Annotated in this window: 19 protein-coding genes; 8 read left to right on the forward strand and 11 right to left on the reverse strand. The window is 65.9% G+C overall.

Translation table 11 applies throughout. From position 1 onward, the window contains the following. The first annotated feature begins 22 nt into the window (after positions 1-22). Complete coding sequence (locus tag AC1HFW_RS08280; RefSeq protein ID WP_006394991.1) at positions 23-481, forward strand: DUF6389 family protein; 459 nt, start codon at positions 23-25, stop codon at positions 479-481. 72 nt (positions 482-553) lie between these two features. Here the strand turns inward: AC1HFW_RS08280 and AC1HFW_RS08285 are convergent, their stop codons facing one another. The 6 genes from AC1HFW_RS08285 to mqo all read right to left on the reverse strand — a co-directional run bounded on the left by AC1HFW_RS08285 (position 554) and on the right by mqo (position 7,688). Continuing rightward, positions 554-1,177 (reverse strand): glutathione S-transferase family protein, encoded by a 624-nt coding sequence (locus AC1HFW_RS08285; RefSeq protein ID WP_006394992.1) that lies wholly within the window; start codon positions 1,175-1,177, stop codon positions 554-556. 129 nt (positions 1,178-1,306) lie between these two features. Further along, on the reverse strand, positions 1,307-2,278 hold the full coding sequence (locus AC1HFW_RS08290) for a LysR family transcriptional regulator (protein ID WP_061071239.1): 972 nt from the start codon (positions 2,276-2,278) through the stop codon (positions 1,307-1,309). A 67-nt stretch (positions 2,279-2,345) separates the two neighbouring features. Continuing rightward, positions 2,346-3,365 (reverse strand): histone deacetylase family protein, encoded by a 1,020-nt coding sequence (locus AC1HFW_RS08295; protein WP_479282655.1) that lies wholly within the window; start codon positions 3,363-3,365, stop codon positions 2,346-2,348. Then, on the reverse strand, positions 3,362-4,687 hold the full coding sequence (locus tag AC1HFW_RS08300; protein WP_479282657.1) for an MFS transporter: 1,326 nt from the start codon (positions 4,685-4,687) through the stop codon (positions 3,362-3,364). The genes AC1HFW_RS08295 and AC1HFW_RS08300 overlap by 4 nt, the downstream gene beginning before the upstream one ends. Before the next feature lie 163 nt (positions 4,688-4,850). Beyond that, positions 4,851-5,816, reverse strand: a complete 966-nt coding sequence (locus tag AC1HFW_RS08305) for a hypothetical protein (RefSeq protein ID WP_479282659.1) — start codon at positions 5,814-5,816, stop codon at positions 4,851-4,853. Positions 5,817-5,987: 171 nt separating this feature from the next. Continuing rightward, the gene (gene mqo / locus AC1HFW_RS08310) at positions 5,988-7,688 is read right to left on the reverse strand and encodes a malate dehydrogenase (quinone) (RefSeq protein WP_479282661.1); all 1,701 of its coding nucleotides are present in this window, start codon (positions 7,686-7,688) and stop codon (positions 5,988-5,990) included. A gap of 457 nt (positions 7,689-8,145) precedes the next feature. Here mqo and AC1HFW_RS08315 point away from each other — a divergent pair, with 457 nt between their 5' ends. Then, entirely contained in the window at positions 8,146-9,231 is a 1,086-nt protein-coding gene (locus AC1HFW_RS08315; RefSeq protein ID WP_479282663.1) for a hypothetical protein, read from the forward strand. Positions 9,232-9,265: 34 nt separating this feature from the next. On the opposite strand, the gene AC1HFW_RS08320 is transcribed toward AC1HFW_RS08315, so the two are convergent. After that, positions 9,266-10,387: an MBL fold metallo-hydrolase gene (locus AC1HFW_RS08320; RefSeq protein ID WP_479282665.1), complete on the reverse strand. Its 1,122-nt coding sequence runs from the start codon at positions 10,385-10,387 to the stop codon at positions 9,266-9,268. A 95-nt stretch (positions 10,388-10,482) separates the two neighbouring features. Between AC1HFW_RS08320 and AC1HFW_RS08325 the strand changes: the two genes are divergently transcribed. Further along, positions 10,483-11,097 (forward strand): TetR/AcrR family transcriptional regulator, encoded by a 615-nt coding sequence (locus tag AC1HFW_RS08325; protein WP_479282667.1) that lies wholly within the window; start codon positions 10,483-10,485, stop codon positions 11,095-11,097. Between the two features lie 57 nt (positions 11,098-11,154). Here the strand turns inward: AC1HFW_RS08325 and AC1HFW_RS08330 are convergent, their stop codons facing one another. Continuing rightward, the gene (locus tag AC1HFW_RS08330; RefSeq protein WP_479282669.1) at positions 11,155-12,069 is read right to left on the reverse strand and encodes a LysR family transcriptional regulator; all 915 of its coding nucleotides are present in this window, start codon (positions 12,067-12,069) and stop codon (positions 11,155-11,157) included. Positions 12,070-12,189: 120 nt separating this feature from the next. On the opposite strand from AC1HFW_RS08330, the gene AC1HFW_RS08335 reads away from it, so the two are divergent. Next, on the forward strand, positions 12,190-13,353 hold the full coding sequence (locus AC1HFW_RS08335; RefSeq protein WP_479282671.1) for an MFS transporter: 1,164 nt from the start codon (positions 12,190-12,192) through the stop codon (positions 13,351-13,353). Between the two features lie 85 nt (positions 13,354-13,438). Here the strand turns inward: AC1HFW_RS08335 and mgrA are convergent, their stop codons facing one another. Both mgrA and AC1HFW_RS08345 read right to left on the reverse strand, forming a co-directional pair. Further along, positions 13,439-14,479 carry an L-glyceraldehyde 3-phosphate reductase gene (gene mgrA, locus AC1HFW_RS08340; RefSeq protein WP_479282673.1) on the reverse strand — a complete coding sequence of 347 codons (1,041 nt, stop codon included), beginning with the start codon at positions 14,477-14,479 and terminating at the stop codon, positions 13,439-13,441. Between the two features lie 51 nt (positions 14,480-14,530). Then, entirely contained in the window at positions 14,531-15,598 is a 1,068-nt protein-coding gene (locus tag AC1HFW_RS08345; RefSeq protein WP_479282675.1) for an aldo/keto reductase, read from the reverse strand. 201 nt (positions 15,599-15,799) lie between these two features. Here AC1HFW_RS08345 and AC1HFW_RS08350 point away from each other — a divergent pair, with 201 nt between their 5' ends. Further along, complete coding sequence (locus AC1HFW_RS08350) at positions 15,800-17,017, forward strand: hypothetical protein (protein ID WP_479282677.1); 1,218 nt, start codon at positions 15,800-15,802, stop codon at positions 17,015-17,017. A gap of 27 nt (positions 17,018-17,044) precedes the next feature. Here the strand turns inward: AC1HFW_RS08350 and AC1HFW_RS08355 are convergent, their stop codons facing one another. After that, positions 17,045-18,013: an SLAC1 anion channel family protein gene (locus AC1HFW_RS08355; RefSeq protein ID WP_479282679.1), complete on the reverse strand. Its 969-nt coding sequence runs from the start codon at positions 18,011-18,013 to the stop codon at positions 17,045-17,047. A gap of 479 nt (positions 18,014-18,492) precedes the next feature. Here AC1HFW_RS08355 and AC1HFW_RS08360 point away from each other — a divergent pair, with 479 nt between their 5' ends. Genes AC1HFW_RS08360 through AC1HFW_RS08370 form a run of 3 tightly spaced genes read left to right on the forward strand, consistent with a single transcriptional unit; the run spans position 18,493 to position 24,389 of the window. Next, positions 18,493-19,749: a hypothetical protein gene (locus AC1HFW_RS08360; RefSeq protein WP_479282680.1), complete on the forward strand. Its 1,257-nt coding sequence runs from the start codon at positions 18,493-18,495 to the stop codon at positions 19,747-19,749. Beyond that, positions 19,736-21,673 (forward strand): hypothetical protein, encoded by a 1,938-nt coding sequence (locus tag AC1HFW_RS08365; RefSeq protein WP_479282682.1) that lies wholly within the window; start codon positions 19,736-19,738, stop codon positions 21,671-21,673. The genes AC1HFW_RS08360 and AC1HFW_RS08365 overlap by 14 nt, the downstream gene beginning before the upstream one ends. Next, positions 21,663-24,389 carry a helicase-related protein gene (locus AC1HFW_RS08370; protein WP_479282684.1) on the forward strand — a complete coding sequence of 909 codons (2,727 nt, stop codon included), beginning with the start codon at positions 21,663-21,665 and terminating at the stop codon, positions 24,387-24,389. Before AC1HFW_RS08365 ends, AC1HFW_RS08370 begins: the two co-directional genes overlap by 11 nt. Positions 24,390-24,438: the final 49 nt, after the last annotated feature.

Consider the following 24,438-nt stretch of genomic DNA (forward strand, 5'->3'; position numbering starts at 1 on the left):
TCCGATCCGCTAAGCTGGCGGCATGAACCAACAAGACTACCAGGCAGCGCTGCGGCGCGTGCTCGATGCCCATACCGCCGATGCGCTACTCACCCTGCAGGGCCTGTTTCCGCGCCTGCCCGAGAAGGCGCGCGAGATCCAGTTCGGCATCTTTCCGGACCAGGACGGCGAAGGAACGTTTTCCATCGTCATCGGCCTGGACGGCCCCGACCTGTACGTGCTGAACAAGGCCATCGACGGCTATCGGCATTTGTTCGACGTGGTGCACGGCGAAGAGGGCGTGTCGCCGAAGGTGCCGCTGTTCGGGCGCGAGCCCGGTTTTTGCGTGCAGGACGTCATTGCCGACACCGCGGCCGATTGGCTCGAAGCGCTGTGGGAGCAGGGCGGCCGCGCCGTGTCGCCCTTGCCCGCCTGCATCTATGCGGACGAGGAGTACGGCACGACCACGCCGCGCAGCCTGGCGGCGGACGCGGCGCGCTGAAGCCACGACCCGGGCCGCCATGTGGCGGTCCGGCCGCCAGGGGATCCGGCCGTGGCCGGATCGCTCAGCGCGTCATTGGCTGGCGTCGGCCAGCGCACGCTGCACCGCCGGCCGCGCCGCGACCCGCGCCAGGTAGGCGCCCAGCTTGGGGAAACGCGCCAGGTCGACGCCATCGCCCTCCAGCCAGCTGCCGATGGTGTAGAGATAGGCGTCGGCCACGCTGAACTGCTCGCCCAGCGCCCACGGCCCGGCGATCTGCGATTCCAGGTAGGCGGCGCAGGTCGTCATGGTCTCGGGCACCTTGGCGCGCATGGCTTCATGCGCGGCCGGGTCGTCGGCCCAGCGCGCGCCGCGCCGCTTGTGCGCGTGCGCCACGTGGGCGGTGGACGCCAGGTAGCTGTTCAGTTCCTGCAGGCGCGCGAAGGCGTAGGCGTCGCCCAGCGGCGCCAGGCCGGCCTGGGGAAAGGACTGCGCGACGAAGGCCAGCAGCGCCGGCGTTTCGGTCAGGACGCCATGCTCGGTGGCCAGCGCGGGCACCCGGCCCTTGGGATTGACGCGCAGGTACTCGGGGCTTTGCTGCTGTCCGGCGCTGAAGTCCAGCTTCACGACCTCGAAGTCGGCGCCGGCTTCGTGCAGGGCGATATGGGTGGCCAGGGCGCAGGTGCCCGGCGCGGTATAGAAGGTCCAACGAGACATGTGCGTCCTCTGGTGGCGAAGCGATGGGGAACGGTCATTATCGCCAGAACCGGGGCCGCCGGGCAGGGATATCTTGCCGGTCATCGAACGGGGCAGGCCGTCGCCGGCCCGGGATGCGGCGCCACGGCCTCAGCGCGCGCGGGCGGCCAGCGGCGTGCGCGCCAGGAAACGCTCGAACGCGGCCAGGTAGGCCATTTCGACCGCGCTCAGCTTGCGCTGCCGGTGCCAGGTCAGGAATACGTCGATCTCGGCCACGCTCTCGTTGGGCGGCAGGCGCCGCAGCTCGCCGTTGACCACGTCCTGCACGATCAGGTGCTCGGGCAGGAAGCTCAGGCCGATGCCGGCCACCACCATGCGCCGCACCTCCTCGATGTGCGGCGAGGTGCCGACGATGCGTCCGGTGAACCCCTGCTCGTCGCGGAAGATGGTCAGCGGCGACAGCGTGTCGCCGATCTGGTCGCTGGCGAAGCAGACGAAATTCTGGTCCATCAGGTCCTCGATCCCGACCCGCGGCCGCGAGAACAGTGGATGGCGGCGGCCGCACACCACGGCATAGTGGTGGCGCAGGAACAGCCGGCGCTCCAGCGCCTCGACCGGCTTGCGGCACAGGCACAGGCCCAGCGCCGGCACGCGCTTGGACAGCGCGTCCAGGATGTCGGCGCTGGGCAGCACCTCGATATGGAACTCGATCTTGGGATGGCGCTGGTGGAAGTCCGCCAGGAAGTCGTCATAGGCCGCGCTCTGGATGCGGCTCATGACCAGCAGCCGCAGCGTGCCGGCGACCTCATCCTTGTCCTGCGCGGCGGCGGTCTCGATGCGCGCCATGGTGCCGTACATGTCGCGGGCGACGGCGTAGATTTCCTCGCCCAGGCCGGTCAGGCGGAATTCGCCGTTGCGGCGGTGCAGCAGCATGCCGCCGACCGCGTCCTCGAGCCGCTTGAGCGCCTGGCTGACCGCCGGCTGGCTCAGGTGCAAGGCCTGCGCCGCCCGGCCCACGCCTCGCGCCTGCACCACGAACATGAAGGTGCGCAGCAGGTTCCAGTCCATGCGCTCGGGCGCGAGCGAGTGGGTATTGGCGGGGCGGGCGGGGGCAGAGGGCATGGGGGGCCGGGACGATGGCTGCGAAAGGGGCGGGCCGGCGCCCGCCGCCGCGGCCCCACGCCTGGATTCAGGCGCCGGCCAGCCCCGCGAAGAAACGCGCTGCGTTGGATTCCAAGCCCTCGATATAGTAGCCGCCTTCCTGCACGATCAAGGTCGGCAGCTTCAGGCCGGCGACCTCGCGGCCGAGCCGTTCGAAGCCGTCTTCCGTGACCGCCACCATGGCCTGGGGATCCTTCTCGAAGATGTCGAAGCCCAGCGACAGCACCAGCGCGTCGGGCCGGAACTGCTCGATCGCGGCGCGCGCCTCGCGCAGCCGGTCGAAGAACACCGACTCGGGCGAACCGTGCGGCATCGGCAGGTTGAGGTTGTAGCCGTAGCCTTCCCCCGCGCCCCGCTCGTCCTCGAAACCGGCCACCACGGGATAGAAATTCTCGGGGTCGCCGTGGATCGAGACGTACAGCACGTCGCTGCGCTCGTAGAAGATGTCCTGGATGCCCTGGCCGTGGTGCATGTCGGTGTCCAGGATGGCGACGCGGCCGAAGGTGTCGCGCAGGCGCTGCGCGGCGATGGCGGCGTTGTTCAGGTAACAGAAGCCGCCGGCGGCGTCGCGGCGCGCATGGTGGCCGGGCGGACGGCAGATGGCGTAGGCGTGGCGGTCGCCGGCCGCGATGCGGTCGGCGCCGGCAATGGCGCATTGCGCCGACCAGTAGGCCGAATGCCAGGTGTGCGGCCCCACCGGGCAACTGCCGTCGGCCAGGTAGCGGGCGGCCTGCGCCAGCACGCCGCGCAGCGCGTTGGGCTCGCGCACGAAGACGTTGGAGACGACTTCGTCGCCCCAGTCCTCGGGCAGCTTCTTCCAGTCGGCATGGGCGTTGCGCAGGAATTGCAGGTAGGCGGGCGTGTGCACCGCCTCGAGCGCGGCGCCGCCGTGGTCGGCCGGCGCCTGCACGTCGAAGCCCAGGGCGCGCGCGGCGTGCGCCAGCGCGTCCAGGCGCGACGGCACTTCCTGCGGCGTGCGCATCTTGCCGCGCGAGAAATAGGTCTGCGGATGGTGCAGTTTCTGGTCGTCGTGGAAGTACGCCTTCATGCTTGTTGAGCCTCGGGTTGGAATTGGACATGGCGCTGGCGGTAGGCGCCCAGCGAAAGCACGGATACCAGCGAAAGCAGCGAGATCACCGAGAACAGCAGCGCCAGCGGCCACCACTGGCCCTTGAAGTTCTCGGCCAGCACCGTGCCCAGCATCGGCGTCAGGCCGCCGAAGATGGCGCCGGACAACTGGTACGCCATGGAAATGCCGGTATAGCGGATCGCGGTGGGGAAGCTGTCGCTGACGAAGCCGGCGATCACCGCATAATAGGCGCCCATGAACAGCACCGCCACGCCGATACCCAGCGTGATCGCGCCGAGCGATCCCAGGTCCACCAGGTTGAACATGGCGTAGGGCGTGAAGACCGACACCAGCGCCGTGGCGCCCAGGAAGCGCAGGTTGCCCACGCGGCTGGCGATATACGCCGCCAGCGGCGTGATGAAGAACTGCATGATCGACACCACCAGCAGGCAGTCCAGGATGACCGCGCGGTTCAGGCCCACGTACTGGGTGGTGTAGGCGATCATGAAGGTGCTGGTGAAATAGAACCCGGCGATACCCAGCACGTTGGCGCCCACGGCCAGCGCCAGCAGGCGCGGCGCGCCGGTCAGCACCTGGGCCAGCGGGGCCCGGGCCGGCTTGGCGCGCTTGGCCTGGGCCTGCTTTTCCTCGAGGAAGTCGGGCGACTCGTTGACGCTCAGGCGGATCACGAAACCCACCAGCAGCAGCACCGCCGAGAACAGGAACGGCACGCGCCAGCCCCAGCTGAGGAAGGCGGCGTCGTCCAGGCCGGTCACCAGCTTGAACATCAGCATCGACAGGATCAGGCCGGCCGGGCTGCCCAGCTGCGCGAACGAGGCGAAGAAGGTGCGGCGGCTCTTGTCCGGCGAATGCTCGCCCGCCATCAGCACCGCGCCGCCCCATTCGCCGCCCACCGCCACGCCTTGCACGATGCGCAACAGCACCAGTAGCACCGGCGCCCAGAAGCCGATCGAGGCATAGGTGGGCAACAGGCCGATCAGCACCGTCACGGTGCCCATCATCAACAGCGTGATGACCAGCGATTTCTTGCGGCCGATGCGGTCGCCGATGTGGCCGAACAGGGCGCCGCCCAGCGGCCGCGCGAAAAAGCCCACCGCGAAGGTGCCGAAGGCGGCCAGGGTGCCGTAGAAGCCGGTGGCCGACGGGAAGAACAGTTTGCCGAACACCAGCGCGGCGGCGGTGGCGTAGATGTAGAAGTCATACCACTCGATCATCGTGCCGATGAAAGCGGCGGTCGACGCGCGCACCGGCTGGTGGCCCGTCTTGGAATTTCCCCTCATGATTTTCTCTCTGTAGGTGGGTTGAGGTTGCTGCGTAGACCGTTATACGCGCGCCCCCACCATAAGAAAAATTCTGAATTCTTATCCGCGAAATTCAGCGGATTTATGAGTAGAAACCCTAAGTTTGACTGAAGATGGGCGCAGAACGCCCGGCCAGCACGGATCAGCGCGCCAGCTGCCACTCGCGTTGGCAGTTGGCGGCGGGGCGCAGTTCGTTGGCCGCCGCCAGGCGCAAGGACGGCTTGGCGCCGGCGGCATAGACCAGATTGCGCGCCCGCCACACGGCCAACTCGGTGTAAGGCACCTGTGCCGACGTGGCGCCGCCGTTGCCCCAGAAGTCCATGGTCGGCGCCTCCAGGCAGACATCGGGCGCGGCCACGCTGGCCAGTTCGCGGCCGCTGTTCACCTCCACCGCGCGAAACCGCAGCGCCGTTGGCCGCTGGCGCAGTTCGGCCGCGATCACGACCGGCGTGCCATTGGCCGTCTGGCCCACGCTGGCCGGCTTGACGGTCTGCACCTCCTGGCCGCGCGGCACCAGCAGGAAGGCCACGCCGTTGTCGATATCCAGCAGGCGGCCGCGGCCCAGCTTCACGACCTGGAACGGTTCGTGGCGGATCAGGGTGGTCTCGTACCAGCCGTTTTCGTAGCGCGTCCAGCCGGGCTCGCCGGCGTCCAGGAACACCAGGCCGCCGATGCTGTCGCCGTCGCCTTCCTTTTGCACCGCAATGTCGGTGATGCGCAGGTCGCCGCCGCCGACATCGAGGTACAGCAGGTTGCCGTGGCCCGACGTGCGGGTGACGAAGGCCAGCACGCCGTGGGCGTTGATCGCCTTGGCCGGTCCGCAGAAATAGTCGCGATTGCTGCGTGGATCAGCGGCCGGCAGGAAACGTGCGCCCAGCTTGACGCCCTTGCCGCAGAGCGGCTGGCGCTGGTAGGTCAAGGTGTATTGGCTGGCGTTGCGCCGCTTGCCTTCCTGGTAGTCCTGGAAGCCGATGTCGGCTTCCTCGACGCGCAGCCCCTTGTCGTTGTAGACGGTGCGGGCCTGCAGCGGCCCGGCCAGGGCGGCCAGGGCCAGCGACAACAGGGCGACGGCCAGTGACGGCCGCGGGCAAGTCAGGGGATTGCGCATGGGTCTTGTCATAATCCGGTTGCCGATGGGGCACCTTAGCACAGTGACCGACGCGGCCATCCCGGCCATGAGAGGGAGCGAAGGCGCGCGGCGCGGCGGCTGGCGGCGTGACTTCGCGGGCCGCCGCGCGCAAAAAAAAGCCCTCCCACGCGGGGAGGGCGGGGCAGGCCGTTACAGCGCCTGCATTTCGGTATTGGCGTTGCGGCCTGGCGCCGGCTGGGCCGGCGCGCCGGTCGCGGGCGCCGTGGGCGCCGCGGCCGGCGTCGCGTCCGGCACCGGCACTTCCACGTACGGCAGGTGCAGCACCTGGCTTGTCATGGCGCGGATCTGATTGGTCAGCGCGGGGCTGTCATTGAGCTTCTGGCCGTACGACGGGATGATCTCCTTCAGGCGCGTCTTCCAGCCTGCTTCCATCTGCTGCGGGAAGGCCTTGGCCAGCAGGTTCAGCATGATGGGCGGCGAGGTCGAGGCGCCGGGCGAGGCACCGAGCAGCGCGGCGATGGTGTTGTCCTTGTCGGTCACCACTTCCGTGCCGAACTGCAGGATCGGGCCTTTCTCCGGATCGCGCTTGATGACCTGGACGCGTTCGCCGGCCATCACCAGGCGCCAGTCGCCGGGCTTGGCCTGCGGGAAGTACTTGAGCAGCTGGGCGTGGCGGTCGGCATCGGTCAACTGCGCCTGGTTGATCAGGTACTTGACCAGGTCCAGGTTCTCCAGGCCCACGTCCACCATGCTGGTGACGTTGTTGTGGTTCACCGACGAGAACAGGTCGAAGGACGAGCCTTGCTTGAGGAACTTGGTCGTGGCCAGCGCGAACGGGCCGAACAGCACCACCGGCTTGCCGTCGAGTTTGCGCGCATCCAGGTGCGGCACCGACATCGGCGGCGAATCGGTATCGGCCATGCCATAGGCCTTGACCTCGTGGCGGCCGGCGATGGCCTGCGCGTCGAACGCCAGGAACTGGCCGCCCACCGGGAAGCCGGCGTAGTTCTTGGATTCGGGAATGCCGGACAGCTGCAGCACCTTGAGCGAGGCGCCGCCCGCGCCGATGAAGACGAAGCGCGACTTCACCGTGCGTTCCTGGTTGGTCTTGAGGTCCTTGACCGTGACGTTCCAGGTCTTGTCGTCGTTCTGGCGCAGCGCCGTCACTTCATGCTGCAGTTGCAGCTTGAAGTTGGGATTGCGTTGCAGGCCCTGGGTCAGCTGGTTGGTGATGACGCCGAAGTTCACGTCGGTGCCCAGCGGCATGTAGGTGGCGGCGACCTTCTGGCTGGCGTCGCGGCCTTCCATCAGCAGCGGCGCCCATTGGCGGATCCGCGCCGCGTCGGTCGAGTATTCCATGCCGTAGAACAGGGGACTCTTGACCAGCGCATCGCGGCGCTTGCGCAGGTATTCGATGCGGTCATCGCCCCACACGAAGCTCATGTGGCCGGTCGGGTTGATGAAGTCCGACGGTTGGCCGAGGCGGCCGGTCTTGACCTGGTGCGCCCAGAACTGGCGCGAGACCTCGAACTGTTCGGCGATGTTGATGGCCCGCTTGATGTCGACCGAGCCGTCGGGCATCTCGGGGGTGTAGTTCAGTTCAGCGAAGCCCGAGTGGCCGGTGCCCGCATTGTTCCAGCCGTTGGAGCTTTCCAGGGCCACGCCGTCCAGCCGTTCGAAGAGCTCGACGCGCCAGTCCGGCTGCAATTCCTGCAGATACGTGGCGAGCGTCACGCTCATGATGCCGCCGCCGACGAGCACGGCGTCCAGGGGCTTGTCGTTGTCCGGCGCCGGGACCGAACGTTGGTGCAGGGGCCAGTACAGGAACAGGGCGACCGCGATCACCACCGTCACGACCAGGCTGCCCACGATCTTGAGAAACTTTCTCATGGGTATTAGACCTTACGGTTCAAAGGATTATGTTGTTGTCGTTGTAGGCACTACGGAGAAAAGGGGCGTGGGCACCTCCGGGGCGATCAAACACGCAAACAGCGATCCACGCGTCCAAGGCGGCAAGCCGGGGCGGGGAGGTTGCGAACAGGGTTGGGTGGGTGCCTGACGGGCCCCGGCACCCGGCCAAGCGGCCGGGTATCCCTGGGGCGGGAGCCCGTGTCAGGTCTTGCGTGCAGGCCCTAGACTAGACGAAGCGGCTTCGTCCGGCCGCAATACCCGGGTCGCGGGCATTGGTTTTGGCGCAATACGCGTTGCGCCGTGATTGTAAACACATTGGCGCGAGCAAAGCGGCCGGGCCGCGCCGCCCTCACGGACGGACGGCGGGGTCTGGTGTTTCCCATCCGGGTTCCTATACTATGACGCGCAATTTCGCCGGCCCATTGGGAGCGCATTCTTGAACCGACTTGCCACCACGGCGATCCTGGCCGCCGTTGCCATCTCGCCTGTCCATGCCGGCGAACGCTGGATGGTCTATGCCGGCGGCGAAAAGCCCAGCCGCATCGTCGTCACCGTCGACGAGACCTACCTCGACGCCGTGCCGATGGCCGAGAAGACCTACAAGCTCGAGACCCTGACGATCCTGGAAAACGCCAAGGCGCCGGAGTGGGTCTCATCCAACATGATCATCGACTGCGCGCGGCAGACACTGGAGGAGAAGCTGATCCAGCTGTCGCCGCGCGGCGGCAAGCTGACGACCGCGCCCGACCAGCCGGCGCGTCCGCCGAAGAACGCGGTGGGCCAGGCCCTGATCGATTTCGCCTGCGACATGGGCCCGCGCGGCAGCGCCCAGCGGGTCGCGGCGCGCAAGGCCGACCAGCGCTCGCGCGGCTGGCTCTACATGGGCCCGCTGAACACGGGCGAGATCACCGACCTGACCTGGAAGACCCTGTGGGCCGACGGCACCCGGCCCGCCAGCAAGCCGCGCTCGGACGCCGAGCTGGAACGCGAGATGAAGGATCTGGAGGCGCGTCGCAAGAAAGCCCTGGCCGACGCGGGCGCCCAGGCCGACAAGAGCGTGGCGCAGGACAAGCAGGCCAGCCGCCAGATTGCCAACGTCCAGAATCCGCAGGCGCGCGCCGATGCCCGCCGCAAGCGGGAAATGTCGGCCGTGCGGCGCACGATGGATGCCTGGATCGGCCAGCCCGAGGCCGAGTTGCTGCGGGTCTGGGGGCCGCCCACCGGCACCACGGAAAAGAGCGGCAACCGCATGCTGCAGTACTACCGCCAGGAAGCGCGCTCGACCTCGGCCAGCGGCGGCGGCGGTTGCCCGCCCGGCCAGAGCCTGCAGCTGACGCATGGCCCCAACGCGCCGCCGCGATGCGCCCCGTCGGCCGGCGCCCAGAGCTATCAGTACACCTATGAATGCACGCTGAGCTTCGAGCTGCAGGAGGGCATGATCATCGACTACTTCACCAAGGACCGCCGCACGCCCAACGACCCGTATACCCACTGCAGCCACATCTTCGGGCGTTTCGACTGATACCTGACCGGCCGCGGCGGCCGGCCTTGCCGGTTTACCTGGCCCGGCATGGCGTCAGGCGGCGGCACGCGCCGGACGCCGGCTGGCGCGCGGCAACGGCCCGCCACCAGGGCGATCCCGGATGCGGCGCGTTCAGGTCCAGCCGCTCGCCCATTTCAGGGGTGGTCAGCGCGACGCCGCGTTCGGCGGCCAGGGCGGCGATGCGCTCGAACGGTTCCTGCCAGGCGTGCATGGCCAGGTCGAAGGTGCCGTTGTGGATCGGCAGCAGCCAGCGGCCGCGCAGGTCCAGGTGGGCCTGCAGCGTTTCCTCGGGCTGCATGTGCACGAAGGCCCAGCGCTTGTCGTAGGCGCCGGTCTCCATCAGGGTCAGGTCGAACGGTCCGTAGGCGTCGCCGATGGCCTTGAAGCCGTCGAAGTAGCCGCTGTCGCCGCTGAAAAACACCCGCATGCCGTCGTCGTCGATGACCCAGGACGCCCACAGGCTGCGGTCGCTGTCGCTCAGGCCGCGGCCGGAGAAATGCTGCGCCGGCGTGGCGGTCAGGCGCAGGCCGTCGACCTCGGTGGACTGCCACCAGTCGAGCTGCTCGACCTTGGCCGGATCGATGCCCCAGGCGATCAGCTGGTCGCCCACGCCCAGCGGCGCGATGAAGCGGCCGGTACGCGCGGCCAGCCGCGTCACGGCGGCGCGGTCGAGGTGGTCGTAGTGGTTGTGCGACAGGATCACGCCGGCGATCGGCGGCAGGTCGTCGAGGGCCACGGGCGGCGCGTGGAAGCGGGCTGGGCCGGCCCATTGCACCGGCGAGGCGCGCTTGGAAAAGACCGGGTCGGTGAGCCAGTAGCGGCCGCGCAGCTTCAGTAGCAGGGTTGAGTGCCCCAGCCGGAACAGGCTGCGGTCGGGCGCGGCGCCCAGTTCGGCGCGGGTCAGCGGCCGCACGGGAATGGGCTGGTCGGGCACGGTGCCGGCCGGCTTGCCGAACAGGAATGACCAGGTCAGCTTGAGCCCTTGCCAGAATCCCAGCGACGGGCGCGGGCGGGCGTTGTGGAAGCGGCCGTCGCGATGATGCGTCGGGCCGGACGGCGGGTTGGAGGAAGCGTCGGGCGTCGAGGGAGTCACGGCGGAGGTCCTGGCGGGGAAGAGGGCAGGCGGACGGGGCATCCACCAAAAAGTATACTGGGCAGTGTAGTTTCCTTTTTCTTGAAAGTACACCGCAGAGTGTAAAATTTTTGCTATCTATTCATTAGGACGTTCCCATGGCAGAAGTTCCGCGGCGGCTCACCGACAGGAAGCGCGAGGCTATCCTCAGCGCCGCCGTGGAGGAATTCCGCACGGCGGGCTACGAGGCCACCAGCATGGACCGCATCGCGGCGGCCGCGGGCGTGTCCAAGCGCACGGTCTACAACCACTTTCCCAGCAAGGACGAACTGTTCGGGCTGATGCTGGAACACCTGTGGAACCGCAGCATCGCCAACGCCAGCGTGGCCTATCGCGCCGACCAGCCGCTGGATGTTCAGCTGCGGCAGCTGCTGATGCGCAAGCTGGAACTGCTGGGCGACCCCAACTTCATCGACCTGGCGCGCGTCGCCATGGCCGAGATCATCCACACGCCGGAACGGGCGCAGGCCATCGTCTGCCGCATGGGCGCGAAAGAGGGCGGCGAGACCGCCTGGATCCGCGCCGCCATCGCCGACGGCCGCCTGGCCGACATCGACGCGGAATTCGCTGGCCAGCAATTGCAGGGGTTAGTGAAGAGCTTCGCGTTCTGGCCGCAGGTCACGCTGGGCCAGCCGCCGTTGCAACCGGCCGAACGCGAGCGGGTGGTGGATTCGGCGGTGGCGATGTTCCTGGGGTGCTACGGGCGCGGCTGATGGCAGGCGTGCCGCGCTAGCAGGTTGATGGCGTCGTGTCATGGCGCCGCGCCCACGCTATCCCTCGCGCTGATCCGCGGTTTCCTCGAGCAGCATGTCCAGGAACGCCAGCGGCGCGGGGTCGAGCAGGGGCGTGGCATCCTCGCCTGACGCCGCCAGGTGCGTCACCACCAGTTCCCAGCATAGCGTCTTGCCCTTCAGGGGCACCCGGACCAGCCGCTGGCCGCGGCGCGTGGCCAGGTCGGCCGGCAGCAGCGATACGCCCAGGCCCTGGTCCACCAGATGCATCAACGTCTCCAGGTCGCCGACTTCGAAGGCGACGCGGCGCTGCACATCGGCCTCGGCGAAGCCGCGATCGACCAGTCGGCGCGTTCCCTGTCCAGGCACGAAATCGACGAAGGACGCGTCGGCCAACTGCGCCAGCGTGACCGACTTGCGGCCCGCGAGCGGATGCGCGTGGCTGCAGGCCAGCACCATGTCGTCACAGGCGACGATATGCGATACGTGGCGATCGCTGCGTTCCTCGATCGGCAGGATGGCCAGGTCGATCTCGCGGACCGCCACCTTGTCGTTCAGGTCGAGCGCCGCGCCTTGCACCAGCCGGATCTCGATGTCCGGATGCCGTTGGTAGAAACGCGACAGCAGGGCCGGCAGATCCAGGAAGGCCGGCAGGCTTTGCACCGCGCCGATCGACAGCTTGCCGCGGCGGATGGCGTTGATGTCGGCGACATCGTCGGCCGCGCGATCGAGCAGGTCGAGTGCGCGCCGCACCTGCTCCAGGAACGCCTGGCCCGCCGCCGACAGGCTGACGTGCCGCGTGGTGCGCACCAGCAGCCTGGCGCCGAGCTCTTCTTCGAGCAGGCGAATGGAGGTGGACAGCGCCGATTGGACGATGTGGCAGCGCTCGGCGGCGCGGGTGAAATTGGCTTCCTCGGCGACCGCCAGAAAGTGACGCAGTTGTCGTAGTTCCATGATGGGTTCCCGTCACTTATCTGCTAGATAGATGGATCCATTCAATAAACAGCATTTATCAGATAGAAGCAAACCGAGCATAGTGCATTCTCCGTTTGACTCGATATACCGCAAAAGTCCATGCCAGCCGTTTCCCCGTCCATCGCGCCCGAACGTCGCGCGCAGTTGCCCACCTTGCTCCAGTTCCTGATGAACGGAGTCACGTTCGCGACCTGGGGGGTGCAGATTCCGGTCATCAAGAGCAGTTTCCAGGCCGATGACGCGATGATGTCCCTGGCCATGCTGAGCGTGGCGGCGGGCGCGGTGGCGGCCATGAAGCTGGTGGGCGGCTGGGTGGCGCGGGCAGGCAGCGCGCGCGCGTTGACGCTCAGCGGGTTCGCCTACGCGGCCGCGCTGCTGGCGATTCCGGCCGCGCCGTCCTTCCCGTTGCTGCTGGCGGTGCTGGCGCTGTTCGGCATGGCCATGGCCGCGTTCGACGTGGCGATGAATGTCCAGGCCGCGAATATCGAATCGCAGGGAGGGCGGCCGGTCATGTCGACCATGCACGGCATGTTCAGTCTTGGCGGCATGGCGGGCGCGGCGCTCGGCGGCGGACTGCTGGCCATCGGGATGCCGATGGCCGTGCATGCGGCGTTGGTGGCCGGCCCGCTGTTGGCCAGCGCGCTGTACGCGCGCGGCCGCTTGCTGCCCGATCCTCGCGCCAGCGCGCCCGACGCGGCGGCCGTCACGCCTACCCACGGCACGCCGCGCGCGCTCTGGATCCTGGGCGCGGTGGCGTTCCTGGGGCTGGTCTGCGAAGGGGCCATGTATGACTGGGCCGCCATCTACATGCGCGACGTGGCGGGCGCCAGCCTGCAACAGAGCAGCTACGGTTACGCGGTTTTCTCCCTCGGCATGGCGCTGGGCCGCTTCAGCGCCGACTTCCTGCGCCGCCGGGTCTCGGCCCGGCGGTTGCTTGGGGTCAGCGCCTGGCTGGGATTCCTGGGCATCGCGCTGGCGATCTCCTGGCCCCAGCCGCTGGCAAGCGGTGTGGGCTTGGCGCTGATGGGGCTGGGAGTGGCCAACTTCATGCCGCTGTTCTTCCTGGCCGGCAGCAAGCTGCCCGGCATGAGCGCCGCCGCCGGCGTGGCGGGGGTGGCCCGTTTTGCATACGCAGGCATGCTGTTCGGGCCGCCGCTGATCGGCGCCGTCGCCCACCTGGGCACCTTGCGCATGGGCCTGGGCGTGGTCGCCGTGACGATGGGCGTGATCGCCTTGTTCGGCATCCGCAAGGTGGCCGTGTAAGGCGGGCGGCGCCACCTCGAACGCGGCGGCGTCGCCCGCAGGCGGGTGGGAGCAGGCGGGGCGGCTGCGCATCATGGAACAGGGGTCAGGCGCCGATCCGCGAGGACACCTTCCACAGATCCACGTCGCCATCCTGGGCGTGGCGGTCGATCTCGCGCAGTTCCTCAGGCGTGAAGTCGAGCCGCTTGACCGCATCCAGCGAATCATCGAGCTGCGCGACGGTGCGCGCCCCGATCAGGGCCGAGCTGACCCGCGGGTCGCGCAGCGCCCAGGCGATCGCCATCTGCGCGAGCGACTGACCGCGCTGGTCGGCCAGCGCATCGAGCGCGCGGATCCGCGCCAGGTTCTCGTCGCTCAGCATGCGTTGCTGAAACGACGTTCCACGCTGGACGCGGGCGCCGCTGTCGGGGGTTGCGCCGATGTACTTGGACGTCAGCAAGCCCTGCGCCAGCGGGGAGAAGGCGATACAACCGGCACCGAGCGTGTCCAGCGTGTCCAGCAAGCCGTTTTCGATGCCACGATTGAGCATCGAGTAGTTGGGCTGGTGGATGAACAGCGGGACGCGCTCCTCGGCCAGGATCGCCGCGGCCTGGCGGGTCAGCTCCGGCGAATACGACGAGATGCCGACGTACAACGCCTTGCCCTGCCGATGCAGTTGCGCCAGCGCGCCCATGGTTTCTTCCAGCGGCGTGTCGGCATCGACCCGGTGCGAGTAGAAGATGTCGACGTAATCCAGCCCCATGCGCTTGAGGCTTTGCTCGCAACTGGCGATCAGATACTTGCGCGAGCCATTCGGGCCGCCATAGGGACCGGGCCACATCTGCCAGCCGGCCTTGGTGGAAATGACCAGTTCGTCACGGTAGGGCTTGAAATCGAGCTCCATCCAGCGGCCGAAGTTCTCTTCCGCGGAGCCTGCGGGCGGCCCGTAGTTGTTGGCCAGGTCGAAGTGGGTCACGCCGCGGTCGAAGGCGCGTCGCAGGATGGCGCGGCCGGTCTCGAACACATCCACGCCGCCGAAGTTCTGCCACAGGCCGAGTGAAATCGCCGGCAGGTGGATGCCGCTGCGGCCGACCCGGCGGTAGGGCATCGCGCCGTCATAGCGCGAGGAGGAAGGTTGGTAGTGCATTGCAGGTTCCCTGTAGGAGATAAGGAAGAGGGCAGAGACGGGCGGGCCGGTTCACAGCCCGATGGTCTGGCGGTAGCCGTCGAGATAGCCGCGTTCGCTCGGCGTGGGGCGGTCGGTGGCCCACATGGCGCGGTGCCAGAAGGGGTAGATCGGGCGCGGGCGGCCCGCGGCCTCGATCAACGCCGACTGTTCGGCCGTCAGCACGAGATCGTGGGACGCCAGGTTCTCGGCCAGTTGCCGTTCATCGCGCGCGCCCAGCACCATCGTCCCGACGCCGGGGCGGTCGCGCAGCCAGGCCAGCGTGACCTGCGGCACCGGGCGGCCGGTCTGGCTGGCCACCTGTTCGATCGCCCGCAGCACCTTGGCGAACCGGTCCCAGTCCGAGACGTAGGGCTCGAGCCAGCCCGCCGCCGCCTGCCTCGAACCCGCAGGCAGGGTGCCGTCGGCGCTGGCGCGGCCGCCGAACAGGCCCTGGCCGAGCGGGCTCCAGATCATCGAATCCAGGCCGAACTCCTGATTGGCGGTCAGCAGTTCGTACTCGGCGTCGCGGCCTTCCGGGGTGTAGTAGATCTGGTGTGCCACAGGCGGCACGAAGCCCGGGGCCTGCGCGACCATGGCGGTCTGGGCCACGGCCCAGCCGCTGTAGTTCGAGATGCCCCAATAGCGGATCTTGCCGCTCTTGACGAAGCCCGACATGGTTTCGACGGTTTCCTCGACGGGTGTCACGCCGTCCCATTGATGCACGAAGTACAAATCGAGCCAGTCGGTGCCGAGCCGCTTCAGGCTGTTTTCCAGCTGCACGGTCAGGTGCGCGCGCGAGGCGCCGCCGCCATTGGGTCCATCGCTCATGCCCGAGCGGCCCTTGCTGAAGACCAGGACCTGGTCGCGGCGCCCGGCCAGCGCCTGGCCTAGGAGGGTTTCGGCATCTCCCTTGGAATACAGGTTGGCGGTATCGAAGGCGTTGACGCCGGCTTCCAGGGCAATGTCGACCATGCGCCTCGCCTGGTCGACATTGATGTCGCCCAGGGCTTCAAAGCCGTTGGTGCCGGAAAAGGTCAGGGTGCCCAGCACATATTGGGAAACGAGTAGGCCGGAGCGGCCCAGCGGGAGGTACTTCATGAGTCAGGTCCTTGCGGTGGTTGAACCAGCCGGTGCGCGGCGGCTGCCGCGGCGCCCGGCCCGGGATGAAATGAAGTGTGGGCGCCCTCGATTGATTTTTGTAGTTCTGTATTTTGATGCCACCCATCTATCGGATAGATCAATCGGCGCGCCGCCCACGCTCTGCTATTGTTGGCGTACTTGTCTTCGCATCGGATGGGCATGAAGACCACCCACTACCTGTTTGGCATCATCGTTTCGTTCGTGCTGGCAAGCCTGCTGGCCGGCCTGGGACTGATGGCCGTCTTCTCCGACAACCTCGGCTGGGGCGTGGTCGCGCTGCTGTCGTACGCGGTGTTGTTCGGCGGCCCGCTGGCCATCGTGCTGGCGCTGACCTGGATCGCCTACCTGGTGCGGGACCGGGGCAAGACGCCCGGACGGATTCATGCGCTGCTGCTCCTGCCGCCGCTGCTGGCCACGCTGATCGTGCCGATCGACGAGTCGATCCGCCAGGAGAAGGGCAATCAATTCAGCCGCGCCAATCCGGCCATCGAGGAAAGCCACGTCAACTTCAGCGGCCAGACCCTGTGGCTGGACTACCGCTACGCCTCTGCGTCCTCTGGCGGCGGCTCGCCCTACATGGAGCCGGCTTCGGCCGAGCATCGCCGGTTCTCGCGCTTTCGCCGCTATCCCACGCCCACCGCGCTCGACGACTTCCCCTATGAGGGCGCGCGTCTGAAGCCCGGGATCACGCGCTACACGTACTACGACGTCGACGGCAAGCCGGGCGCCTCGCTACCGCTGCTGCGCCTGCCCGCGCCGGACCTGGACGCGTTGAACCGGGCGTACCGCTATGGCGAGGCGGCGCTGCTGGTGTACCAGTATTTCCACTACGCCGATCGTGTCGAGGTGGCACCGACGCTGGCGCGTTTCGCCGCCAGCACCGAGGACGCGATGACCGCGGCGCGCATCCCGGGACTGACGATCGTCAGCCTGGAAAACTACACTCCCCAGACGCTCGCCCGGCTCGAGGTCGAAGGCCAGGCGGTGGACCTGGGCGGTCATGCGGCGCGCAGCCTTGCCGGAATGCGGTGCGATCCGATGCAGGGCGGCAGTCCGGCAAGGCTGGACCTGGAACAATCGCTGCGCGTGCGCTGGCAGGCATTGGAAGATCCGCAGCGTTGGCACGAGGCGACGGTGACGGTGCCCGCTTTCAGCGCCGCCGCCCAGGGGGATCCGGACAAGGGCCTGCCGCGTGTGCGGCTGTATTTCCTGCCCGACGGGACGGTGGCCGCCGAGCGCTTCAAGGAAATCCGCGCCCGTGGCGAACTTGCCGTGCGCGCCACCGGGTTGCCGGCCGCGGCACGACCTCATGCCGCCTGCAGCGTCGGGGTCTACGCTGGCTATAACCCCCAGACGGTGCGCCTGCTGGGCAACTGACACCGGCGCCCCGACAGACCCATCCTGTCAGGTATTCAGCGTTTTCAATTCCCCGCGCACGATGCCCCACATGGTGCGCGCGGCCAGGGCCACGATCACCACGCTGGCCAGGGCGAGCAACACCGCCGCGATCGCATCCGCCACCGGGTGCCGCGCGAACTCGGCGTACTTCAGCGCGGCGCCGGCCGATGCCGCCAGCGGAAAGCTCACCGACCACCACGACACGCGAAACGGACAGCAGCGCGCCAGGCCGCGCATGCGGGTTATGAGCACCGCCAGCACGAACAGCATCACCATATAGAGGCCAACCGCGAAGCCGTCGATGGCGCCGGTGGTCGCCATATAGGCGGAAAAGCCGACCGCGAACGGCGCCGACAGGATCAATAGCGAAGGCTGCAGCGCATTCGGGAAAGGCTCTGCGAACATCAGGCGCGACAGGATCAGCGTGAACAGCGGGACGGCGAAGAACAGCCCGACCGAGGTGCCGAACATCATCAGGCCGTGCATGTCCTGCGTCCACCCCAGAGCGGGGACCGCCAGGGGTATGTCGAGCATGCCGACGACCGGCACGATCCACGCGGGCGTCGCGTGGTCGGGCTGCTGGCGCACGCTGATCCAGCGCATCACCATCCACCACGCCAACAGCGTCATGCCGGTGGCGCCGACGCCCCACAGCACGCGCGCCAGCAGCAGGCTGATCATTGGCGTGCCGAACATGTTGCCGGCGATGGGATGCTGGAATTCGGCGCGCACGCGGTCGGGGTGGATGAGCGCCTTGGAGAGATAGGCGGCGACGAGCGCCCCGAACGTGACCAGCGCGACCGCGCTGATCGCGTCGGCGATCCAGGGCGGCATGGCGTAGCGGGCCTGCGCCAGGCGCCAGGCAACGGCCAGCCCTGTCAGGCCCATGACGGAGCCGAATAGGGCGACAGGCAGATTCGATAGCGCGCCGCCGGGCAGGGCAGTGGCAGGTGCGGGCGGGGCGGCGGTGGGCATGTGTGCTCTGGGGAAGGGCGATGAACGGTGCTCATTGTGGTGGCATTGCGGGCTTTAATCATGCTTCTTTTGCTCGGCATTCCACTAAATCGTCTCATTCGGTGGGGTGGTGGTTTCCCGGGCCACCGCCGAGCATGCTCCTCCCCGTCGACGCGCAATGGCGGAAGGCAATGACAATCCGGATTCTTCGCGACGGCACCAAGCTCATGATGGTCTGACGCCCTTCGGTTGCCGCATGACCTGGCCCATATTCGCATCCTAGCGACGCCATTGCTCGTTCGCGGTACGGGTATTGGCCAACGTCAAAAGATCCAAACGCGCTAGGATAGCGACCCTTGAGTGCCGCTATGACTGTCCACACCGTGACGCTCGAGTGGCGATGGTGACGATTTGGGGAGCGCTTGCGGAAGTGTGCCGGCGGCTCGCCGCCGCACGATCACGATGATCGTGTGTGAGTGTTTTCATAGGGGGCAGGGGATTTGAATCTGAAAGGAACGACGAGCTGGGGCGCGATACGTCCAGAAGATGTGCCCGATGCGCGTCTGCGGCTGGACTTCGGCTTGCGGCCAGCCATTATGGCTTTCAACGAATGGGCCGTGCCTGGCTTGGGTGGCGCTTTCTTCGTACGCCAGCTGAGCTGGAGTTGCATGGGCATCGCGCTAGCGGGGCAACTTGGCCGGCCAGCGGCAGCCGCGGCCATGGCTGAAGGTATCGAGGCCTTGGCCAGTTGGATCGCGCTGCGACGGGAGAACACTTATGGCAAGGATCCTCGTATTCAAGGAAAGCGCAAGTTCAAGGATCTGGATCAACTGTCGTTCGACGATGTCAGCAAGCGCGGCGCCTATGTGACGGTGCCGTTCCGGCGGCCGGCAGCGGCCTCGCTCGCCGGCCTTGGCTTCTGCGAACGCGCCGAAACCCGATTCAGTTCGCTGCGGCTGGCCCGGCCGGGGCGCGAGCTGGTCGAGGCGGTGTGGGAAGCAAGCGGCGCGCATGACAAGCTGCTCGACTGGTTTTCGCGGCCGCACGTGGCACCGAAGCAGATCGAAAGATCGTTGCGCACAGCCTTGCTGCCTGATCGTCATTGCCAGGCCGAACGGGCGCTGGTGCGATATCAACTACGCAACGCCGCCGGAGCGCGGCAGCGTGACAACGTCTTGAGGTTATTGGAGAGTCGAGACGGGCCGCTCGCGGATGGCTTTGACGGGAACGCTCGCGAGCAATTTCTGCTGGGCATTGAGTCTCAAGAGCACCGCGAACGGCTGGAAGGCAGCTTCGCTCTCGAGGCGCTCAGGCTGAATGCGCTGAGATGTGCCCAGAGCCTGGTCGACAGTTTTGCCAGTGACGAGCGCATCGAAGTCACAATACTGGCTGGACAGGACACGATTTCTCAGGCGTTCGACAATCTTGCCAGGACTTGCGCGGTGATGGAAGAAAAGCTACAGCGCCTGTCCCAGGCACCGGCGGAGATCAGGTTGTTTTGCCAGGAACAGCGGCCAACCGTCGCGCTGGCTGATCGCGTGCGCAAGTTGGCCGGGCGCACTCCCATACTGTTCGCGATCGCCTCGGACACGATGATGTGTCAAAGCCGTGGGCGTGGCCGCTTGGTGGACGATGCCGAGCCCGGCGAAGCCGAATGGGGTAGCCAGACTGGCGATATACCGCGTCCTTTGCTGCGTCTGGAGCGACTGCTGAACGACCTGCAATCGGGCACGAAGGAGGTTCATGGTGCAACGTGACGACCATGCACTGGATGCGTTGTTCGCGCCGCCACCCGGATGTCATGGCACACACATGGCGCTGTGTGCCATGACGGCCGATGTCGAAACGCTTGATCGCGCGGTCTCGGTATTCACCGGCCACGATCGGCTGACCCGTGCCGCCAGCGGCTGGCCGCGCGCCGTGCTCATGCTCGATGCCTCGCAGCCGCTAGCGGCTGCCGCGGCGGTACCGGGGCTCATACGCCTGGCGCACGATGATGCCGCCATCTGGCAGGCGCGCACTTCGCTATTGCATGCGAAGGTGGCCTTGTTGGCGTTTGCCGACCAGCCCTTCGACTTGCCAACCTCGTTTCGCCTGATTGTGTCGACCGGAAACTGGACCCGCGCCAGTTGGGCCGAACAGTCTCTCATAGACATGTACTGGCGATGCGATTGGCAATGCCAGGCACAGCCATCGCAAGAGGGTGAGGACATCAAGGCGGCGTTTGACTTCCTCGACCGTTTGATGTCTGGCTTGTACGGTGCCAGCCTCAGGGCATTTTCCGATGCATTGCCATGGTGGAAGCAGTGGCGTGAGCAGATGGCGCACATGCGGTCCCGCTCGCCCGCGTCCCGCTTTATCCATAGTCTGGACAAGACCTTGTACGCTCAGATCAAACCGCGCTTTGAGAAGGCGGATTTCCATACCATCATCGCTGGCTCTGGCTTTTTCGAGCAGGCAGGGGCGCAAGTCGGTGCCATGCCGTCCATCCTGGCGAATATCGAGTCCATGACGCCACAGGCCAAGGAAAGGCACCTGGTGTTCAATCCGACCCAGGCCGGGGCGTTGGCAGGTTGGTTGCGAGCCACCGCCAACGGTCGTGGGCGTGGTGCGTGGAAGCTGCATCTGCCCATTGACCCGTTTGCCAGGCGCGCCAGGCCAGGACGCACGCAGCTGCACGCCAAGTTCATCGTTGGGCTCAGCCGTCGCATCAATTCCGCCGACGGAAAACTGGGCGCGCTTTATCTGGGTTCTGGCAACCTGTCGTGTCGGGGCCTGATGTCGCATGCACTCATGCAGGCCAGTGCCGGGGAGGGAAAAGCTGGAAGCATCGAGGCTGGCATCGTCACGACCGAGCCATTGTTGCTTCCCCAGCTCTGGCAATCGCTGGCGTGTGGAGACCTCATGGACGAATGTTCTCTACCTGAATTGGAAGAGGGCAGCGGTGATCCATTGCATCAGCCCCTACCTCCGCCACCGGTGCTATTGGCGCGCCATCTGGACTCCGAACTGCATTTCGTGCGTAGTGCCGGGTCCGCACAGTCCTTTGCATTCCAGTTCCGATTGGCAGGCGACACGATCTGGCAAGATGTGGGTCAGACGCAGCAAGTGTTCGAACATATTGGGCCAACGCCACCCTTTGTGGTTGTACGGCGTCACGCTGAAGATGCCGAGACCTTCGAAGTGCCGGTGATGTCGGCTGCCGGCACTCTTTGCCGGCAGCCGCCGCCGCAACTGGGTGCCGACGACGTCCTGGAAGGACTGCAAGTCTTTCCAGACATACCGGCGTACGCCATCGACGCTGTCGACGACGGCAGCAGCGAGGTGGTAGCCCGGCCATCTTCCAATGCAACTGCTCGCCTAAATTACCCGTTGCGCTGGTTGGCCACAGTGATCGAAGCCATCGCACGGCGGCAGTCGACGTTGACGCCAACGCAATTTCCGCTCTGGGTAAGTCAAGTGCGCATGTTGTTGCTAGAGCAGGTCACGCCTGAGGATCTGGCGCAGGTCCGGGCGTTGCGACTAAGCCTGTTCCCGGCGCTGCTTGAAGACGGATTCAGGCCCGCCTGGCTCACGCAGCTACATCCAATGCACGAGAGTTATGCAGTACTGATCTCTGAACTGCAGGCGCGCTGGTCAGAATCTGCTACTGCTCCCAATGGAGAATCGCATGGCCATTGAATGGAGTGAAGTGCTAGGCCGCTTACGCCTGCTGGCGGCGGTGGATCAGCTGCTCTCGGAAGAGACCCAAGCGCTGTGGCGCTCGGACCAAGATGCGTCGCTGCGCTGGATCGCTGATCGTTTGCAAGAATGTCGTGGGGTGCTGGTAGCCGACGAGGTTGGCCTGGGCAAGACCCGGTTGGCCATCGCATTGGCCGTCTGTGTCGCGTCCTGTGGCGGCCGGGTTGCTTTTTTGGTCCCACCAGGTCTGATCGCACAGTGGCGTGAGGATGAGTTGGGCTCCTTCTTGAAGCAGCTCAATGCCTTGCCGCCCGAGTGCCGACTCTCCGGTCTCGAACAGTCGTTGTCGCCGGCATGTGTCGAACTCAAAACCTATCGTGACCTGTTTCTCAGCGAGGATGGCAACCCAATTTTTCCCGTTTCCCGGCGAGCTCCATTCGTCTTCGTTTCCCACCGTTTCGGCGTGCCACTACGCCTGGGGAAAAACAGCGACGACGAGCGCTGGGGCTTGCCGTTTGCGCTAAAGGGCCAGATGTTCGATGGTCGTAGCGTGAAAGGGGCGAAAAAGCTGGCCCTGTCTTCCGGACAAGAGGCGGCCATTGATTGGCTACACGATCATTTACCCCCTACATTCAGGCAGGCTCTCGAGCATGCAGATCTGGGCCGAGTCAACGGAATCTCACTAAAAACGCAGGAAAACGAAAGGCTTTTCCAGCATCTCATCGGCGAGCTCATTGGCGATGTCGACCTGATCGTCATCGATGAAGCCCATAAGAATCGCCTGGGGTCGGAAGCGGTGGACACAGAAAGCGGGAAAAAGAATAGGAAGATGCAGGAAGCCCTCAGTTCGCGCATGTCGGCTTGCCTTAATCACATTCTGCTGCGACCAGGTGCGAGTACGCTCAGGGCCAAGCGCCTGGTGCTGACAGCCACACCAATGGAAATGGACGCGGCCCAGTGGAGCGGCATTCTGCAACGTATCGGATTGGAGTCCGGGGAAATCGAGGGCTTGACCAATATTGCGGTACGCTTCTCCGAGGCGGTGACCGGCTTGACCATTGGCAGCCCGGTTCAGGTCAACGCCGTCAAAGAGGCAGCGGCAGCGTTCCAGCAGGCATTCAGGCCGTTGGTGACTCGCCGCCTCTGGCGTGATCACCCGGATGTCCAGCGATATAGTCGCAGCCAAGGCCAGGGCCTGAAGGAGCAGGCTCATCCACATCGCAGGTTCCTGCCAGCCCGCACCGTTCGTCTGGGTGACCTGGATCAGCGGGAGCGCGACTTTCTCGCTCAGACTGAGTGTTTGGCGGTAGCCTCCCGCGGCATTGAAACCGAGCAAGCGATGAAAACCGCAGGCGCACGGTCCTCGCAAGGTTTGCCGTTGTGGTCTGAAGCGGCGATCGTTCCCGACAACGAGGGCGACCAGCACACTGTGCAGGAAAATGCGGACGGGGCGGCTCAGAAGAAAAGGCAAGCCTATTGGCTGCAGCGACTACGGCACCTGCAATATGGGGCAGGTGTCGGCGCAGAAGAGGAGAGGGGGGACATCAATCTCCAGTGGCACCCTCGCATCAAGGCTGCTGTCGCCTTGATCGAGGAAATCTCCGAGCGCAAGGAAAAAGTGCTGGTGTTCGGTGCTTTCCTCGAGCCGATGCGCGCACTCAACAGGGCCTTGAACATTCGCCACTACTTGAGGCACGTCCGCGATGGAAAACCGATCGCATTGCCCACCGGTCTGCATGCTGGAGATGCTGACATTCGACGTTGGATGGCGGATGGCGATTTCAAATTCAGCGAGGCACAGATTGCAGATTTCGTCACATCATCGCAGAAGCTTAGCGAGCAGTATCACCAGGGGCGTGCTTATTTGCGACAATTGTGCCGTAGTGAAGTCGACAATTTTCTGCAGGTGCCTGAACTCGACGACGATAGTCAGGCCAGTGAAAACGCCAGCGACGATGATGCACAGCAACTAACCAATTGGTTAGTGCAATGCATGATAGTAGGAACGGAAACGGACAGTGGGCTGGTGGCGAACAACGTCATCGTGCAGGAACTGCGTCAACGTGCCAGGACCATGCTGTCGGCCATCTGCGATGCCGAGCCTACGGAGTTCGATAGCGAATCAGGCGAGCTGGCCGATATGCTGATGGGACGTCGCAAGGCGGTGAAGCGGCATTTGGTGGAAGAAGCTGAGCAAGCCGGTGGCAGGATAGACGTGTTTAGGATGAGTCCGTTTTCACAAATGTTGTATGGCGATACCAAGCCGGGTACGCGGCGCGTGAGGCAGCGGGCCTTCAATGACACGAAAATCCATCCTAATGTGCTTATCGGCCAGGCTGCGGTGGCCAGCGAAGGCTTGAACCTGCACCGCGCCTGTCGGCATGTGGTGCTGTTTCATCTTGACTGGAACCCTGGCCGCATCGAACAACAGATAGGTCGGGTGGACCGTCAAGATAGCCACTGGATGAGGGCTTTCGAGCAATGGCTACAGGAAGAACAGGGGGCTGCGCCGACGATCGACATCCACACGATCTCCATCGAAGGTAGTTATGACGCTTTGCGTACCGAGATCGTGCAGGAGCGGGCCAAAGTACTGCGCTCACAATTGTTTGGCGAAATTCTGCCGCCCGATGTCCTCAGCCAGTTGCCGGCGGAGGCTCGGGATGCGATCAGCCAGATCAGGATCGATTTCACACCAGGTAGCAGCGCTCTCTAGGAAGTGCTCAAGCCTTGAATAGCGGGGGAAAGGGAAAGCCTTGGAGCTC

The organism is Achromobacter sp. ISS7 (assembly GCF_056523125.1).